This window comes from Amycolatopsis ultiminotia (genome assembly GCF_039536925.1).
GTDB classification, from domain to species: Bacteria; Actinomycetota; Actinomycetes; order Mycobacteriales; family Pseudonocardiaceae; genus Amycolatopsis; species Amycolatopsis ultiminotia.
Genome location: NZ_BAAAZN010000001.1, coordinates 538,270 through 555,125 on the forward strand (window position 1 = coordinate 538,270; position 16,856 = coordinate 555,125).

15 protein-coding genes are annotated in these 16,856 nt (G+C 70.7%); 13 read left to right on the forward strand and 2 right to left on the reverse strand.

Annotated features, from left to right (window positions below):
• Positions 1-38: 38 nt before the first annotated feature.
• From ABD793_RS02465 to ABD793_RS02515, 11 genes are all read left to right on the forward strand, one after another.
• Positions 39-1,364, forward strand: a complete 1,326-nt coding sequence (locus ABD793_RS02465) for an MFS transporter (protein WP_344854780.1) — start codon at positions 39-41, stop codon at positions 1,362-1,364.
• Positions 1,309-2,502, forward strand: coding sequence for an amidohydrolase (locus tag ABD793_RS02470; protein WP_344854782.1), 1,194 nt, complete (start codon positions 1,309-1,311; stop codon positions 2,500-2,502). The genes ABD793_RS02465 and ABD793_RS02470 overlap by 56 nt, the downstream gene beginning before the upstream one ends.
• On the forward strand, positions 2,499-3,533 hold the full coding sequence (locus tag ABD793_RS02475) for a zinc-binding dehydrogenase (RefSeq protein WP_344854784.1): 1,035 nt from the start codon (positions 2,499-2,501) through the stop codon (positions 3,531-3,533). The genes ABD793_RS02470 and ABD793_RS02475 overlap by 4 nt, the downstream gene beginning before the upstream one ends.
• 67 nt (positions 3,534-3,600) lie before the next feature.
• Positions 3,601-4,374: an IclR family transcriptional regulator gene (locus tag ABD793_RS02480; RefSeq protein WP_344854786.1), complete on the forward strand. Its 774-nt coding sequence runs from the start codon at positions 3,601-3,603 to the stop codon at positions 4,372-4,374.
• Positions 4,375-4,875: 501 nt separating this feature from the next.
• Entirely contained in the window at positions 4,876-5,196 is a 321-nt protein-coding gene (locus ABD793_RS02485) for a hypothetical protein (RefSeq protein WP_344854788.1), read from the forward strand.
• A gap of 132 nt (positions 5,197-5,328) precedes the next feature.
• Positions 5,329-5,877, forward strand: a complete 549-nt coding sequence (locus ABD793_RS02490; RefSeq protein WP_344854790.1) for a DUF1062 domain-containing protein — start codon at positions 5,329-5,331, stop codon at positions 5,875-5,877.
• Positions 5,878-6,115: 238 nt separating this feature from the next.
• A complete protein-coding gene (locus ABD793_RS02495) occupies positions 6,116-7,201 on the forward strand; it encodes an NAD(P)/FAD-dependent oxidoreductase (RefSeq protein WP_344854792.1) in 1,086 nt (361 codons plus the stop codon).
• 219 nt (positions 7,202-7,420) lie between these two features.
• The gene (locus ABD793_RS02500) at positions 7,421-8,365 is read left to right on the forward strand and encodes an ABC transporter permease (protein ID WP_344854794.1); all 945 of its coding nucleotides are present in this window, start codon (positions 7,421-7,423) and stop codon (positions 8,363-8,365) included.
• A 5-nt stretch (positions 8,366-8,370) separates the two neighbouring features.
• Complete coding sequence (locus ABD793_RS02505; protein WP_344854796.1) at positions 8,371-9,243, forward strand: ABC transporter permease; 873 nt, start codon at positions 8,371-8,373, stop codon at positions 9,241-9,243.
• Position 9,244: 1 nt separating this feature from the next.
• Entirely contained in the window at positions 9,245-11,317 is a 2,073-nt protein-coding gene (locus ABD793_RS02510; RefSeq protein ID WP_344854798.1) for an ABC transporter ATP-binding protein, read from the forward strand.
• Positions 11,314-13,137 carry an ABC transporter substrate-binding protein gene (locus ABD793_RS02515; RefSeq protein WP_344854800.1) on the forward strand — a complete coding sequence of 608 codons (1,824 nt, stop codon included), beginning with the start codon at positions 11,314-11,316 and terminating at the stop codon, positions 13,135-13,137. Before ABD793_RS02510 ends, ABD793_RS02515 begins: the two co-directional genes overlap by 4 nt.
• A gap of 20 nt (positions 13,138-13,157) precedes the next feature.
• Here ABD793_RS02515 and ABD793_RS02520 read toward each other — a convergent pair whose 3' ends face one another.
• Positions 13,158-13,622: a DUF6640 family protein gene (locus ABD793_RS02520; protein WP_344854802.1), complete on the reverse strand. Its 465-nt coding sequence runs from the start codon at positions 13,620-13,622 to the stop codon at positions 13,158-13,160.
• A gap of 119 nt (positions 13,623-13,741) precedes the next feature.
• Between ABD793_RS02520 and ABD793_RS02525 the strand changes: the two genes are divergently transcribed.
• Together ABD793_RS02525 and ABD793_RS02530 are read left to right on the forward strand one after the other, a co-directional pair.
• A complete protein-coding gene (locus ABD793_RS02525) occupies positions 13,742-15,022 on the forward strand; it encodes a protein kinase domain-containing protein (RefSeq protein WP_344854804.1) in 1,281 nt (426 codons plus the stop codon).
• 161 nt (positions 15,023-15,183) lie between these two features.
• Complete coding sequence (locus tag ABD793_RS02530; protein ID WP_344854806.1) at positions 15,184-15,555, forward strand: STAS domain-containing protein; 372 nt, start codon at positions 15,184-15,186, stop codon at positions 15,553-15,555.
• Here ABD793_RS02530 and ABD793_RS02535 read toward each other — a convergent pair whose 3' ends face one another.
• Positions 15,556-16,779 carry a PP2C family protein-serine/threonine phosphatase gene (locus tag ABD793_RS02535; protein ID WP_344854808.1) on the reverse strand — a complete coding sequence of 408 codons (1,224 nt, stop codon included), beginning with the start codon at positions 16,777-16,779 and terminating at the stop codon, positions 15,556-15,558.
• Positions 16,780-16,856 lie beyond the last annotated feature (77 nt).

Sequence of the window (16,856 nt, forward strand, 5' to 3'; positions counted from 1 at the left end):
CGAGCCGCGTTCCCTGCTGTCCACAACGGAGTGTCGTCATGCAGAAGAAAGTTCTCGGCGCGGCCATGGCCGGGCACATCGTGGAGTCCTTCGACTTCGTCATCTACGGTTATTCGGCGACCATCCTCGCCAGGAACTTCTTTCCCGGCGCGGATCCCGCCGTCGGAATCCTCTCCACCCTGGCGATCTACGGCATCGCGTTCGTCGTGCGCCCGCTGGGTGCCGCGGTGTTCGGCAGCATGGGCGATCGGGCCGGCCGCCGGGCCGCGCTCTGCACCGTCGTGCTGATCATGGCCGTGTCGACCGCGGCGATCGGCATCCTGCCCACCTACGGTTCCCTCGGCATCGCCGCGCCGGTGCTGCTGTTGCTGTGCCGGCTGGCGCAGGGGATGTCGATCGGGGCGGAATACACCAGCGCGGCCTCCTACGTCATGGAACAGGCCCCGCCGCAGCGCCGGGCCCGGTGGATCAGCGCGGTCGGCAGTGCGACCTTCATCGGGTCGGCGCTCGCGGTTTTCCTCCTGCTCGGTCTCCAGCTGTCCTCCTCGGCGGCGTATGAGAGCTGGACCTGGCGGGTGCCTTTCCTGGTCGGCGGGGTGATGGCGCTGATCGGCCTCTACCTGCGGCTGCGCCTCGAGGAGAGCCGCACCTTCACCGCGCTCGCCGAACGCGGGGAGACCACCACCACGCCGGTGCGGGACTCGGTCCGGAACTGGCGTGTCTTCCTGCTGCTGCTCGCGGTTTTCTCGCTGCTGGCGGTCGTCGTGCAGAACTTCCTCGGGTACCTGCCGACCTACCTCACCGTCACCGCCGGGCTTACCCCGGTCACGGTGCTCGTCGCGAGCGGTATCGCGCTGGTCCTGTGCACCGGCCTGTCCCTGCTGACCGGGGTGCTCGCCGACCGGTTCGGCCGCAAACCGGTGCTGGTGGCCGGGGTGGTGGTGGCGGTGCTGGGCTCGGTGCCTGCCTACGTCATCGCCACCGGTGGTTCGCTGGTGACCACCGTGCTCGCGGAGGTCCTGCTGGTCCTGCCGGCGGCGCTGGTCGGCATGACCGCGACCGTCATCGCGGTGGAACTGGTGCCGCCGCGGATCAGGGCCACCAGCACCGCGCTGACCTACAACCTCGGCTACGCGGTGTTCGGCGGGACCGCACCGCTGGTCGGTGCCTTGCTGACCGCGCAGTTCGGCCGGCTCGCACCCGGCACGTACCTCACCGTCGTCGCCGCGCTCGCGCTGATCGTCGTGATCTTCGCGTTGCCGGAGACCCGACACTCGTCGGACGATCCGCACAAGGAGGAAACCTGGCATGCCGGACACCGTGAAGGACCGGATCGCGGCCGAGTTCCGCAAGCACGAGGCTGACGTCCTCGACCTGTCGCACCGGATCGGTGCGGATCCCGAGCTGGCTTTCGAGGAGCACCGGACCGCGGCGGCGATCGTCGATCTCCTGCGCACACACGGCGGCTTCACCGTCGAGGAGGGCATCGCCGGTCTGGCGACTGCGTTCAGTGCCACCGTGGGCAACGGCTCGCTGGCGGTCGGATTGTGCGCGGAACTCGATGCCTTGCCGGAGATCGGGCACGGCTGCGGGCACAACGTGATCGCCGCTTCCTCGGTCGGTGCCGCACTCGCGCTCGCGCCGGTCGCCGACGAACTCGACCTGACCGTGCGGCTCCTGGGCACGCCTGCCGAGGAACGGGGTGCCGGGAAGGCGATCATGCTGCGGGAAGGCGCGTTCGACGGGCTCCACGCGGCGATGATGATGCACCCGACGCTGAAGGACATGGCCGCCCCGCACATCCGTGCGATGCGGCATTGGCCGATCACCTACCACGGGCGCACCGGACACGCTTCGCGGCCGTTCGACGCACTCAACGCCGGTGACGCGGTCACCATCGCCCAGGTCGCGATCGGGTTGCTGCGTCAGCAGATCCGCGATTCCGACCGGATCCACACCGTGATCAGGCAAGCGGGTTCCGCGGTCAACGTGATCCCCGGGCACGCGGTGGTGGAGTGCATGGTGCGTGCCGACACGCTCGACGAGGTCGATGCACTGTGGACGCGGGTGCGGGCCTGCTTCGAGGCGGGTGCACTCGGGGCCGGGGTGCGGCTGGAGATCGGCGAACCACTCATGTCCGTCAACGGGTTCCGGCACGATCACGTGCTCGCCGGGCTCTTCCGGTCCAACGCGCAAGATCTGGGGCGGGTCTTCCCGGACTACCCGGACCGTTCCCTCGGCTCGACCGACATGGCCGAGGTTTCGGTGCAGCTGCCCGCGATCCACCCGGTGCTGTCGTTCGACCGTCCGCCGGAGGAGGGCAACCACACCGCCGGATTCGCCGCCGCCGCGTGCGGGCCGGAGGGCGACCGGGCGGTGCGGGACGGCGGTCTGGCGCTCGCCTTGACCACCGCCGACGCGGCGCGGGACACGCAGATCCGTCGGCGGCTGACCGAATCCGGCGCATTCGCGTGGGCCGGGCGGAACGGAGCAGAACGATGAAGGCAGGACGAGTAAGCGTGCACGGCGGGCCCGAGCGGGTCGAGATCGTCGAGGTGCGCACGCCCGAACCGCGTGTTGGTGAGGTACTGGTGCGGCTGCGCGCCGCAGGTCTCAACCGGGCGGACATCACCATCCGCGAGGGCCGGTTCGCGGAGGCGCCGACGCCGATCGTGCTGGGCGTGGAAGGTGCCGGTGAGGTCGCGGCGCTCGGCGACGGCGTGAGCGGGTTCACGGTGGGGGACCGGGTGGTCATCAACCCGATGGTGGTCTGCGACGAATGCGAAGCCTGTACCTCGGGCCGGGACAGCGAATGCCCGCGGCTGCAGGTGGTCGGCGAACACTTCGACGGCACGTACGCCGAGTACATCGCCCTCCCGGCACGCAACATCATTGCGGCGCCCGAAGGACTCGGCCACGACGTACTCGCCGCGGGGATCGTCGCGTACATGACCGCCTGGCACATGCTGAAGACCAAGGCACAGCTGCAAGCCGGCGAAACGGTGCTGGTGGTCGGCGCGGGCAGTGGTGTCGCGAGCGCCGCCGTACAGGTGGCGAAAGCGCTGGGTGCGACCGTGCTCGCCACGACCGGCACCGAGCGGAAGGAGGAGCAGGTCCGCGCGCTCGGTGCCGACGAGGTGATCAACTACCGCGCCGAACCGGACTTCTCCGAGGCGGTCCGGCGGCTGACCGGCGGAACCGGCGTGGATGTCGTGCACGAGACGGTCGGGCGTGCCACCGTGCAGCAGTCCATCCGATCCGCCCGGCACGGCGGCAGGCTGGTCGGCATGGGTTCGCACACCGGATCGGTGGCCGAAGTGGACCTGTGGAGCATCTACCGGCGGGAGATCACGCTGATCGGCTGCCACACCTCGAACCGGGGCGAGATCGCCGAGTTCCTGCCGCTGCTCGCCTCCGGTGCACTGCATCCGGTCGTCGATTCGGTGTTCCCGCTCGAAAAGGCCGCCGACGCCCAGCTACGGCTCGACGCTCCGGAACGGTTCGGCAAGGTCGTGCTGTCGATCGGGGGCTGATCCCGCGGGACGTCGTTTCGCGGTGTGGAACAATGGCTGCGGTCGTGTCGTCGCAGGAGGGGATCGCGTGACCCAGTCGGAGTCGAACAAGCCGGTGGCCGCCGTGCTGAGCACGTTCCGGGTCCTCGAGGAGGTGGCAAGGCGCCAGCCGGTCGGCGTCTCGGAACTGGCGAGGGCCACCGGGATGCCGAAGAGCAGCGTCCAGCGGTGCCTGGTCACGCTGCAGCACGCCGGCTGGCTGCGGATGGTCGACGCGGACCGCGCCCGCTGGGGCGTGACCACGAAACCGCTGGGCATCGGCCTGCGCGCGGCGGGCGAGGAGGGGCTGCGCGAGGTGGCGCAGCCCTATCTGGAAGAACTGCGCGATCTGACCACCGAAACCGTCCACCTGAGCGTGTGCGACGGCGGTTCGCTGGTCATCATCGCCCGCCGGGACAGTCCGCAGGCGGTGCGGACCTTCGTGGAGATCGGTACCCGTGCCCCGATCCACGCGACCGCGTCCGGCATCGCGATCCTCGCGCACCTCGGCGAGGAGGAACTGGACCGGGTGCTGGGAACCGACCTCGACCGGCACACCGCCACCACGATGGTGCAGCGGCCGGAGGTGCTGGCCGAGGTGACCCGCACCCGCGAACAGGGCTACGCCGTGAACGAGTCGTCCTGGTGGCGGCCCGATGTCAGCGCGGTCGCCGCCGCGGTCACCGCGTCCTCCGGACGGCCGGTGGCCGCGGTGGCGATTTCCGTCCCGTCGAGCCGCTTCGCCCGCGAAAACGCCGCGGTGTACGGAAAACAGGCACTGTCCACCACAGCAAAGATCAGCGAGGCGATCCAGAAGCTGTGACGACCGGGCCGGGCGCGGTGCTCAGCCTGCTCCACGTCCTGCCCTTGTCCGCGACGCATGCTCCACGTCCTGCGGAGCCTCGCCGCGCGTCAGTCGCTGGGAGCTGGCTCATCCGCAACCTGGGTGGCACGCCCGGTCAGTGGAGCACCGGGACGACGTCGACCGGCGGCGCCCGCGGGCTGAACGACTGTGCGGTGGTGGGGGCATCGACCGACCCGTCGGGTGGTCGCTGACCCGCACCACCGCCCCAGCGCACTGGACCCCTGCCCGGATCGGCGACCTGCACGATCGGACCGCGCTCGCCACCGGCGGCAGCAGTGGCATCGGCCGGGAAACCTCCCGGGTCCTGCCGGCCGGCCACGGCACCCGGGTCCTGCCGGCCGGCCACGGCACCCGGGTCCTGCCGGCCGGCCGTGGTCAGGACCAGCTCGACCGCGCGGTCTGCGGTCCGGGGAACCCGGCGCACTGCCGGACCTCGGCTCGCCGGCCTCGATCACGCAGGTGAGCGCGGGGCTCGCGGGGACGGCGACAATCAACCTGCTGATCAACAACGCCGGTGTCAGGAACGTCCGGGACCGTCGTACCACCGCGGACGGCTGCTCCTGGTTCGACGGCCTGCTCGACATCGTCGTGCTCCGCTTCCTTGGTGTGCCCGCCACCGGTCGCCCCGCCCCGATGACGGACGGGGTCGTGGCCGGGCACCACCTCCTTGCCGCAGCTGCCCGCACGTCCGCCCCGGTGTGCCGGCCCGGATCCGCCGGCGGTGCCGTGCTCGAAAAATCGGTGGAGCGGCGCCGCTGCCTGCCGTTACTGTGCTGCTGAACCAAGTCGTCGGCTTGAGGACGTGCCGTTGTACATCCGGTGAGATTTCCCGAGCGCTGATTCGCCGCGCGTCGCGCAACTGCGCCGCGCTGTTTCCTGCTGCGGACTTTTCACTGAAACGGGTGTATTTCTGTGTTCGAAAACTGGGTGGTCGTACCCCTCTGCCTGCCGCTCGTTCGCCGTCGTTGCCCTGCGTGCGGGTCCGGACGTTTCCGGGCCAGCGGCAAATTCCGGGTCAACGCACACCACAAGCTCGTCGACGCCTGGCTGCTCGCGCTCTGTACCGGGTGCGGGGACACCGCGAAGCTCACCGTCCTGGAACGGAAGAAGGTGCGCGCCGTCCGGCCCGAGCTGCTGGACCGGCTGCACGCCAACGATCTCGGCCTGATCGCGGAGGTGCTCCAGGATCCGGTCGTACAGCGCCGGAATCGCGTCGGCCTCGACTGGACCGGCGCCTGGCGCCTCGACACCGGCGGATCCGAGCAGCGCGACTGCGAGGTGCTCGACGTGTCGGTCCGCTTCGCGGCGCGGATTCCGGTCCGGCCGGTGCGGCTGATCGCCGAAGGGTGCGGTCTTTCGCGGGCCGAGGTCGAAAGGCTGCTCGCCGAAGGGAATCTCGTTTCGGCCGAACGGCTGGAGGGCAAGCTCTCCGGCGATTTCACCTGGACGCTCAAGCGCTGAGCGGGGCGGCGCGCATGTGCCGAAGACGGATCCGGGGTCCACAGCGGACGATCCACGGCAACGTCCTGCCGCGGAATCCCGGGCGGAATCCCCGGGCCGCGCGGCCCGGGGATTCCGCGGGTTGTTACTCGGTGGCCGCTGTGCCGGCCCACTCCGTGGAATCCCTGGTGCCGGATCGGTGGCCGGATTCATGCTGGTTCGGCGGTCCCGGCCGGGGCGGTGTTCGTGTCCACTGTGGATGGGAGGCGGAGAGGTGCGGCGGGACGCCGATGTGATTGTGGTGGGAGCGGGCTGCACGGGTCTGTCCGTCGCCTGGCACCTCGCGGCTCGCGGGGTCGAGGTACTGGTACTCGACCGGCAGCCGGAACCGGAGGCAGAGCAGGGCACGATCGGGTTCCTCGTGGCCGACGGCGACCTGGCCCCGCACCGGGGCGCACTGCGCTCGCTGCGGCTCTGGCGGGAGCTGGAGGCCACCGCCGGCATCGAGGTGCTCACCCGCACCGGCGGGATCGTCCACGGCGATTCCGCCGAGCTGGACCTGCTGGCCTGGGTCGCGGACGCCGCGGGCAGCCCGGGTCGGTGGCTCCCGCCGGAGGAGGCCGTCGAGCGGTGGCCGGGAATCCGGTACGGCTCGCGGATCTTCTTCCACCCGCTGGGCGGACGGCTGGACACCGCGGCCGCGGCGGCGGCGCTGCAGCGGCTGAGCCGCCGTGCGGACGGGGTGGTGCTGCGAGCCGGGGAACAGGTGACTGCGATCAGCGCACGGGGCGAAGACGGGGTCGAGGTCCGCAGCGAGAGCCGCGGCTATTGCGCGCGCCGGGTCGTGGTCGCGGCAGGCGTGGCGTCCGCCCGCCTTGCCGACGGGTTCCTGTCGCTGCCGCCGTTGTTCTCGGCACGCGAGGAATCGGTGTTTTTCGCCCCGGTGCGGGAGGGCCTGCCGTGGCCGGTCGTCCGGCACGTGCTCGGCGAGACCGAATGTGCCATCGGAGGATTCCCGGCGGCCGTTCGTGGCGCACCGGCGGCGCGTGGCGGGGTGGCGGCGCGGTTCGAGACGGCCGATCCGGACGACGCGGGCCGGTCGGCGCGGGACCGCGCGCTGTGCCGCTACGTCCGGGACCATCTGCCGGGGCTCGACGCGGCCCCGGAGCCGTCCGCCGGCCGTGGTTACACCTTCGCGCGCAAGCCGGTGTTCGCCCGCTCGGGTCCGGTGGTGGCCGCGGCCGGTTTCTCCGGGGACCAGTTCGCGCTGCTGCCCGCGGTCGGCCGGGCGGTGGCCGAACTCTCGATCACGTCCGATCCGCATCCGACCGGTCTCGCCTCCTGAACCGGCCCGCATTCCTCCCCGGATCGTGGGGGTGCCCGAATTAACTGGTTTGGACCTCTTCGCGTCGATTCACGGAAACCGTTGTGCCGCAACCTCCGAACGTCGGTTCCTCAGATGGCGGGACAGCGGCCCGGCATTCTCCCGGATCGCGTAGACAGGTGGGCGACACCGGTGTACTTCTGGCTCCGGCGGATTTCGGGAGCGGGTCTGGGGTAGTGGATGACGGGTTTCCTGGTACGGCGGGCCATGCAGGCACTCGTCGTCGTGGTGCTCGTCGCCGTGCTCACCTTCGTGCTCCTGCAACTGCTGCCCGGCGGGCCGGCACGGGCGATCCTCGGGCCGAAGGCGACCGCGCTGCAGATCCGGACATACCTGCACGACAACGGGTACGACCGGCCGTTGCCTGCCCGGTTTCTCGCTTGGGCGGGCCGGGTGCTGCACGGCGATCTCGGCTACTCCTACAAGCTCAACCAGCCGGTGACCGAAGTGATCGCGGAGCACCTGCCGAAAACTATCCTGCTGATGGCGCTTTCGACAGCAGTTGCGCTGCTGGTCGCGTTGCCGCTGGGCGTGTACCAGGCGCGCAACCGCGGCCGGGCCGGTGACCACCTCGCCACCGGCGTCTCGTTCGCGTTCTACGCGATGCCGAGTTTCTTCCTCGGCGAAGTGCTCGTGCTGGTGTTCGCCGTGCAGCTGCAGTGGCTGCCGCCGGTCGCGCCGAACGGCGACTCGATCGGCGAGATCCTCGCGCAGGCGCCCTCACTCGTGCTGCCGGTGCTCACCCTGGCACTGGTGACGGTCGCGTCGTTCAGCCGCTACGCCCGGTCCTCGGTGATGGAGAACCTGAGCCAGGACTACGTCCGCACGGCGCTCGCGGGCGGCGCGAGCGGACGGCAGGTATTGACCCGGCACGTCCTGCGCAATTCGCTGGTCCCGATCGTCACGTTGCTCGGCCTTTCGCTGCCGTCGCTGTTCGCCGGTGCCCTGATCACCGAATCGGTCTTCAACTACCCGGGCATGGGTTTCACGTTCATCCAGGGGGCACAGGTGCACGACTATCCGCTGCTGCTGGGGATCGGTCTCGTCGTCGCAGTGGCCACGGTCGCCGGTTCGCTGCTCGCCGATCTCGGCTACGCAGTGCTCGACCCGAGAGTGAAGTACTGATCCGCATGACAACTGCCGCGCTTCCCGCCCGCCGTCCCGGTTTCCGCGCTGCCGCGCGGATTTTCCTGGAGCACCGGCTCGCCGTCGGCGGTGCGGTGCTGCTGCTGTTGTTCGTCGCCTTCTGCTTCCTCGGCCCGCTCGTGTACCACACCGAGCAGGTGGCCACGAATCTCGCGGGTGCCGATCTGCCGCCGGGCCCAGGACATCCGCTCGGCACCGACGACGTGGGTTACGACGAGCTGGGCAGGCTCATGGCGGGCGGGCGGACTTCGCTGGAGATCGGCGTCGCCGCCGCGCTGCTGGCCACCGTCTTCGGTACGCTGTGGGGCGCGATCGCGGGCTACGTCGGCGGTTTCGCGGACGCGGTGATGATGCGGATCGTGGACACCTTCCTGGCCATCCCGACGCTGTTCTTCCTGCTGATCCTCGCCGCCATCTTCACCCCGACGGTCAGCCTGCTCATCGTGGTGGTGTCGTTCGGTGCGTGGCTGAGCCCGGCCCGGCTGGTGCGTGGCGAGACGTTGTCGCTGCGCACCCGCGAGTACGTGCAGGCGGTGCGGATGATGGGTGGTGGCGGCCGCCGTGCGGTGCTGCGGCACGTGCTGCCCAACGCGGTCGGCACGATCGTGGTGAACGCGACGTTCCAGGTCGCCGACGCGATCCTGCTGGTGGCCTCGCTCAGCTACCTCGGACTGGGCATCGCGCCACCGCACGCGGACTGGGGCAACATGCTCGCCGGCGGCGCGGACGCCGTGCAGAACGGCTACTGGTGGCTCATCCTGCCGCCGGGATTCGCGATCATGCTCGTGGTCGTCGCGTTCAACCTGCTCGGCGACGCCCTGCGCGACGCGCTCGAAGTGCGGCTGCGGAGGCGCTGACATGACTGTCGACAGGACGGCTGAAACGGTTGCCGGACCGGCTCCGGTGCTCCGGATCTCCGACCTGCGCACCACGATCGACGTACGGGACGGCGTGGTGCGGCCGGTCGACGGCGTGACGCTGGAGGTCGGCCGTGGAGAGCTGCTCGGCCTCGTCGGCGAGTCCGGCTCCGGCAAGACGATGACCGCACTGTCGATCCTGCGGCTGCTGCCGCCCGGCGGGCGCATCGCCTCCGGCCGGGTGCTGCTCGGCGGGGACCTCGACCTCGCGACGCTGCCGGAACCGCAGCTTCGCCAGGTCCGCGGCGGCCGGATCGGGACGGTGTTCCAGGACCCGATGACCTCGCTCAACCCGGCTGTTCCGATCGGCCGCCAGGTGAGCGAGCCACTGGCACTGCACTCCGGGCTTTCGCCGGGTGAGCTGGCCCGGCGCGCGGTGGAGATGCTGGAGCTGGTGGGCCTGCCGGACGCGGCCCGGCGGGTGAAGGCCTATCCGCACCAGCTTTCCGGTGGCATGCGGCAGCGCGTGATGATCGCCCGCGCACTGATCTGCGAGCCGGAGCTGCTGATCGCGGACGAGCCGACGACCGCACTCGACGTGACCGTGCAGCACCAGATCCTCGAACTGATCGACGAGCTGCGGGCCCGGCTGGGCATGGCGGTGATCCTGGTGACGCACGACCTCGGCGTGGTCGCGGGCAGGGCGGACCGGGTGGCCGTGCTGTACGCCGGGAAGATCGCCGAGCTGACCGGCACCAGGGCGTTGTTCGGCAACCCGCGCCACCCGTACACCGAGGCGCTGTTCGAGGCACTGCCGGAAAACGCGACCGGCAGGCTCTACAGCATTCCCGGCCTTCCGCCGGATCTGCGGGAACCGTTGTCCGGCTGCCGGTTCGCGCCGCGCTGCCGGTACGCGACCGACGAATGCCGGGCCACCGAACCGGAACTGGCCGCCGAAGCACCGGGACACGAGTTCGCGTGCTTCCACCCGGTCGGCGAGCCGGGCGAGGTGACGCCGACCGCGGTGACCCGGGTGTCCGAGCCGGGTCCGGTCCCCGGCACCGCCGAGGCGGGCACGCGGCCGCTGCTGCAGGTGCAAGACCTGGTCAAGGATTTCCCGGTCACCTCGGGTGCGGTACTGCGGCGGCGGGCAGGCACGGTGTCGGCGGTCGCGGGCGTGAGTTTCACCGTCGCGGCGGGGGAGACCTTCGGTCTGGTCGGCGAATCCGGGTGCGGGAAGACGACAGTGGGCCGCGCTGTGGTCGGGCTCGACACGCCGACCTCGGGGCAGATCCGCTTCGACGGCGATGGTGCGCCGCGGCCGGGCCGGGACACGCATCTGGTGTTCCAGGACCCGTACGCCGCACTCGATCCGCGGATGCGGGTCGGTGAGGTGGTGGCCGAACCGCTGGCGATCCACGGTTCCGGCAGCCGGGTGCAGCGTCGCGAGCGCGCGCGTGAGCTGCTGGCCGAGGTGGGCCTGCCGGCCGGCGCGGCGCAGCGGTACCCGCACGAGTTCTCCGGCGGTCAACGGCAACGTGTCGGTCTTGCCCGTGCGCTGGCGCTGGAACCGAAGCTGATCGTGGCGGACGAACCGGTGTCCGCATTGGACGTTTCGGTACAGGCGCAGATCCTGAACCTGATGAACGAACTGCGCGAACGGCACGGCCTCACCTATGTACTGATCTCGCACGACCTTTCCGTGGTGCGCTACCTCGCGCAGCGGATCGGCGTGATGTACCTGGGCAAGCTGGTCGAATCCGGTCCGGCCGAGCGGGTCTGGCGCTCGCCGCGGCATCCGTACACGCGTGGTCTGGTCGACACCGTGCCGGTGGCCGATCCGTGGGCCGCCCGCACGCCGTCGCGCGGTGTGGCGGGGGAGCTGCCGTCCGCGCTGGACCCGCCTTCCGGCTGCCGTTTCCGCACGCGATGCCCGTTCGCGCAGGAGATCTGCGCGGTCGAGGAACCGCTGCCCCGCTCCTTCGGCGACGGTCACGAGGCCGCCTGCCACTTCCCGCTCGACGCCGCAGCGGCCGTGCCGCCGGCGAAGATCCACCAAGGAGGAACCCGATGAGACTGCGCAGGGCGCTGGCGATCCCGGCGGTGCTGATCGCGGCACTGGCCACGGCGTGCGGCGGAGGCAGCGGCGACAGCGGCGGGAAACCCGTCGAGGGCGGCACGGCGGTCTTCGCCGAATCGCCCGGAGCCCAGCCGAACTGGATCTTCCCGTTCCAGGATTCCGCGCACAACAGCGGTTACGCCACCGCCGATCTGCAGCAGCTGATGTACCGCCAGCTGTACTGGTTCGGCGATGCCAACGGCAGCACCGGCGTGAACACCCGCAAGAGCCTCGCCGATCCGCCGGTGTACCGCGAGGCCAACAGCGAGGTCGTCGTGAACATCAAGCCCTACCGGTGGTCCGACGGTTCCACCGTGTCGGCCAAGGACGTCGTGTTCTGGATGAACCTGATGTTCGCGGAAAAGGCCAACTGGTACCAGTACGTGCCGGGGCAGTTCCCGGACAACGTCAAGTCGGTCACCCAGACCGGCCCGCAGCAGGTCACCTTCCGGCTCAACGGTTCGTACTCGCCGACCTGGTTCACCGGGCAGGAGCTGGCGCAGATCGCGCCGATCCCGCAGGCGTGGGACAAGACCTCCGACGCCGGTGCCCCCGGCAGCGGCGGCTGCACGACCGATCGTGCCAAGTGCGACGCGGTGTACAAGTACTTGTACGCCAAGAGCAAGAACCTCTCGACCTACGCCACCGATCCGCTGTGGCAGGTCGTGGACGGGCCGTGGCATCTGACGAGCTTCGACGCCGAGGGCAACATCAGCTTCGACCCGAACCCGAAGTACAGCGGTCCGGACAAGCCGCACCTGGCGCACTACAAGATGCAGCCGTTCACCAGCACCACCGCGGAGTTCAACGCACTGCGCGCGGGCAAGACCATCTCGGTGGGCTCGGTGCAGGGTGCGAACCTGCCGCAGAAGCAGGCCAACGAGAACCTGCCGTCCACGAACCCGTTGCAGGCCAACTACAACCTGGTGCCCGCCTACGGCTGGGGCTGGGCTTCGACGTTGCTGAACATGGCCAATCCGGCAGCAGGCGGCGCGTTCAACCAGCTCTCCGTGCGCCAGGCGCTGCAGCAGACCCTGGACCAGAAGACGGACGTGGATGTCGCCTACCGCGGCTACGCCACCCAGACGACCGGCCCGGTCCCGACCCATCCGGACAACGCGTACGTGACCGCCACCGAGCGCGGTGACGGCCCGTACCCGTTCGACAAGGCCAAGGCCCGGTCCCTGCTGACCGCGCACGGCTGGGCACTGCAGAACGGCGCCATGACGTGCACCCGGCCGGGCACCGAGCCGAACCAGTGCGGCCCCGGCGTCGCGGCGGGCACCCGGCTGGAGTTCACGCTGCTGTATTCGACGGGCAACCCGGCGTACGGCCGGATCGTGCAGCAGTGGAAGACCGACGCCGCCGAGGCGGGCATTGTGCTGAACCTCAAGGGCGAAGAGTTCAACGCACTGCTCGGCGACATCAGCGACTGCCACGGCTCCGGTCCGGCGTGCGACTGGCAGATGGCGGACTTCGGGTACCAGGAGTACAACGCCGTGCCCACCGGTGACCAGCTGTTGCTCCCCGGCTCGACGGGCAACGTCGGCAACTACAACGATCCGCAGCTGAACAAGCTGATCGACGCCACCCTGCACAGCGACGACAAGAACGCGTTCGCGGAGTACGAGGACTACGCCGTCCGCACCCTGCCCGGCCAGATCAACATGCCGATGCGCTCGGCGATCGAGGTCGTGGCGAAGGATCTCGGCGGCGTTTCCTTCCCGGCGGTCCAGACCGCGCGCGCCCCGGAGGAGTGGTACTTCACGAAGTGACCCGGCCGCCGTCGTGCGCCTCAGGCCGCGGGACGCTTGGCCAGGCCGGTTCCCGCGGCCAGCAGCGCGAGGCAGGCGGTGCCGACGAAAACGTTGGCGTGCATGCCGAGCACCTTTGGCGACTGGTCGGCGAATTCCTCGTCGACGACTGCGGTACCGGGGAACAGCGTGGCGCCGTACATGCCGAGCCACGGTGTCGACAGGAGTGCGGCGGCGACGCGCAGGTTGCGGTCCGCGTCACCTCGGCGGGACCTGAGCAGCGCGATCCCGATGCCGCCGAGCAGGCCGCTCATGACGATGTACTGGGCGTCGTGGAACTTGGCGTGTTCCGGCCACCGGGGGTTGCGCAGGTGCTGGCGGGCGCTCGCCGGGATGAGGAAGTCCGCGGCCAGTGCGCTGCCGGCGGTCACCGCGCCGACCAGGCCGATCAGTGCCCGTCCGGCCCGTCGTCGGCGGTTTTCGCTCCGCTGTGCTTTCGTGATCATGTATCCACCAAAGCACCTCTACCTCGGTGGAGGTCAAGCCGGGTTCCGGGACCTGTCCCGGGCGGGCGGGGATAGGCTGGCGCAGCCGGTGGACCGACCATTCGGGGACTGGGGGCGAGGTGCCGGAGTACGCGGGCGGGGTGGTCCGGCTGACCGTGTCGGACGGTCCGGCACAGGGCACCGTGCACGAGTTCGGCGGCCGCGCGACCTGCCTGCTCGGGCGTTCCCGTGACTGCGATCCGCGGCTGCCTGCCGAGGACGATCGGGTGTCGCGGCACCACTGCCTGCTCGACATCAACCCGCCGGACGTGCGGGTGCGGGATTTCGGCAGCCTCAACGGGACCTTCGTCAACGGTGCGGAGATCGGCAGGCGCGCGCCGGGACAGACCCCGGAGCAGGCGGCCCGGACGGCGTTCCCGGAGCGGGACCTGCACGACGGCGACGAACTCCGGATCGGGCGCACGACGGTGCGGGTCACCATCGTCCCCGCGGTACCGCGGATGCGGCCCGCCCCGGCCCGGTCGGTGGATCCGGTGGCCGGGGTGCCCGGGTACGAGGTGCTGAGCGAGCTGGGCAGGGGTGGCCAGGGCGTGGTCCACCTGGCCCGGGAACATGCGACCGGTGACCTGGTCGCGCTCAAGATCCTGCATCCGGTCGTGGCCGCCACCGCCCGTGCGCGCGAGCAGTTCCTGCGGGAGATCACCGCGATCCGGGATCTGCGGCATCCGAACATCGTGCGGTTCCGGGAGACCGGGGAGTGCGGCGCGGCCTTCTACCTCGTGTGCGACTACTGCCGGCACGGCAGTCTCGACCACCTGCTCGAGCGCAGGGGCGGCACGCTGCCGCCGGACGAGGCGGTCGCGGTGACCCGGCAGATCCTGGACGGGCTGGATCATGCGCACGAGCACGGCGGCTCCGGCGGGGGACTGGTGCACCGGGACGTCAAACCGGCCAACATCCTGCTCGCCGGGCTTCCCGGTCCCGGTCGTGCTCCGGTGGTGCGGATCAGCGATTTCGGACTGGCGAAGGCGTTCGACAACGCGGGCCTTTCGGGCCTGACGCGGACCGGGGACGTGGCGGGGACGCTCGCCTACATGCCGCGCAGCCAGCTGGTCGACTACAAGTACGCCAAGCCGGAGGTGGACGTGTGGGCCGCGGCGGCCACCCTGTACCGGATGCTGACCGGCACCACACCGCGGAACTTCCCGGCAGGCGTGGACCCGATCGTGGTCCTGCTGAACAAATCCGCGGTATCCCTGCGGCGGCGCAACCGGGCCGTTCCGCGCCGGCTGGCGCAGGTGATCGACGAGGCGCTGGTCGACCGCCCGCAGATCGCGGTCACCACCGCCGGGGAGTTCCGGCAGCGCCTCGATCGGGCCTGGCCGGAGGAGGCTTCGTGAGCGGAGCTTCCCCGGCGGAGCGGATCGGGCCCGGTGGTTCCGGCAGGTCCTCGTGCGCTTTCGTCCTCCGGCATGGATGATGGTCCGGGTTGAGCAGCCAGCCCTCGATCGTTCGGTGCCCTCCGGCGCGTGCCGGGGTGGCTGATGAGGGGAACACTGCGATGAGCGAGCTGACCAGGCCCGGGGCGGATCCGCCGGGGATGCTTCGCATCGGCCGGGACGACCGGCCCCCGGCAGTGGTGCTGACCGTGCGCGGCGACATCGACACGGTCACCGCTCCCCAGGTGACCGCGGCGGTTGCCGACGCCGCGGCCGACGGACCGCCGGTGCTGGTGCTCGACCTGACCGAGGTGGAGTTCCTGGCGTCTCCTGGGCTGACCGCGTTGCTGATCATCCGCCGGGACCTGCCTGCCGGGACTGCGTTGCGCATCGTCGCCGCCGGGCGGGCGACGTTGCGGCCGATTCAGCTCACCGGGCTGCAGCAGAGCCTGCCGCTGTATCCGACGCTCGGGGCGGCACTGGCCGGGCCGTGATCACCGCGGGTCCGCCGCGGCCCTGCGATGGAGCACCACCAGCGCGACGTCGTCCTGCGCGGGCCGGAAACCCACCATCTCGGCCATGATGCGGGCACAGGCGCGTTCGGGGTCCTCGGCCCGGACGAGTCCGGCGAGCTGCCGCATCCCGTCGTCGACCGGCCGGTCGCGGCGCTCGACCAGTCCGTCGGTGTAGAAGACGGCGACGGTGCCCGGCGGCAGCTCCACCACGGTGCTGCGCCGCCGAGCAGCCTCGGTGGTCAGGCCGATCGGCGGGTCGGGCGGAGCGGGCACGAGCTGCGCAGGCCCGCCGGGCGAGACCACGACCGGTGGCAGGTGCCCGGCGAGTGACAGCGAGAGGCGCTCGTACCCGGCGTCGAGCACACCGTAGGCGACCGTCGCCATTACGCCGTGTTCGAAATGGTTGGCCTTGCGGTTCAGTTTGCCGAGGACCTCGGCCGGATCGTCGCAGTCGAGCGCGTAGGCGCGCAGTGCGCTGCGCAGCCTGCCCATCACCACGGCCGCGTCCAGTCCGTGCCCGGACACGTCGCCCATGACGATCCCGATCCGGTTTCCCGGCAGCTGGAAGAGGTCGTACCAGTCCCCGCCGAGCCGCGCGTCCGCGCCCGGTACGTAACGCGCCGCCAGGCCGAGCCCCTCGAACTCCGGCAGTGTGCCGGGCAGCAGGCTGCGCTGCAGTGCGATGGTGGCCGCTTGGTCCTGCCGCAGCACCTCGGACCGGATGGTGGCCGCCAGGCGGTCGGCGAGCAGCCGGAGTGTCTCGATGTCGGTGGTGGTGAACCGGCGCGGCCGCACGGATCCGACGTGCAGCACCCCGATCAGGTCGGGGCCGTCGAGCATCGGCACGCCGAGCATGGTGTGCAGGCCGCGCTGCCACAGCAAGGAGTTGCGTACCGTGGTCTCGTCGACCCGGTCGATCACGAACGGTTCGCGGCGCGCGGCCACCGTGCCGGCGAAGCCCTCGCCGACCGGCACCCGCACCCCCTGGTAGACCTCCTCTTCGATGCCCACCGCGGCGACCGCGACGAGGTGCTGCCAGCGGGGTTCGTGCCGCAGCACCGTGGCCGTGTCGACCTCGAGGACGGTGCAGGCCCGCGCGAGCGCCTCGGTGAGCTGCTCGTCCAGCCCGCCGTCGCCCGCCCCGGCTCCGGTGATCTCGTTGAGCAGGGTGCGGGATTCGGGCTCCGGCGCCGGGTGCGTCATGGGCTGACGGTAGCCCCAGTTCGCATTCGTCGGACTCGTGAGGTGTGAGGTCGTGTGGCGGTGGGTATGTGGGCTCG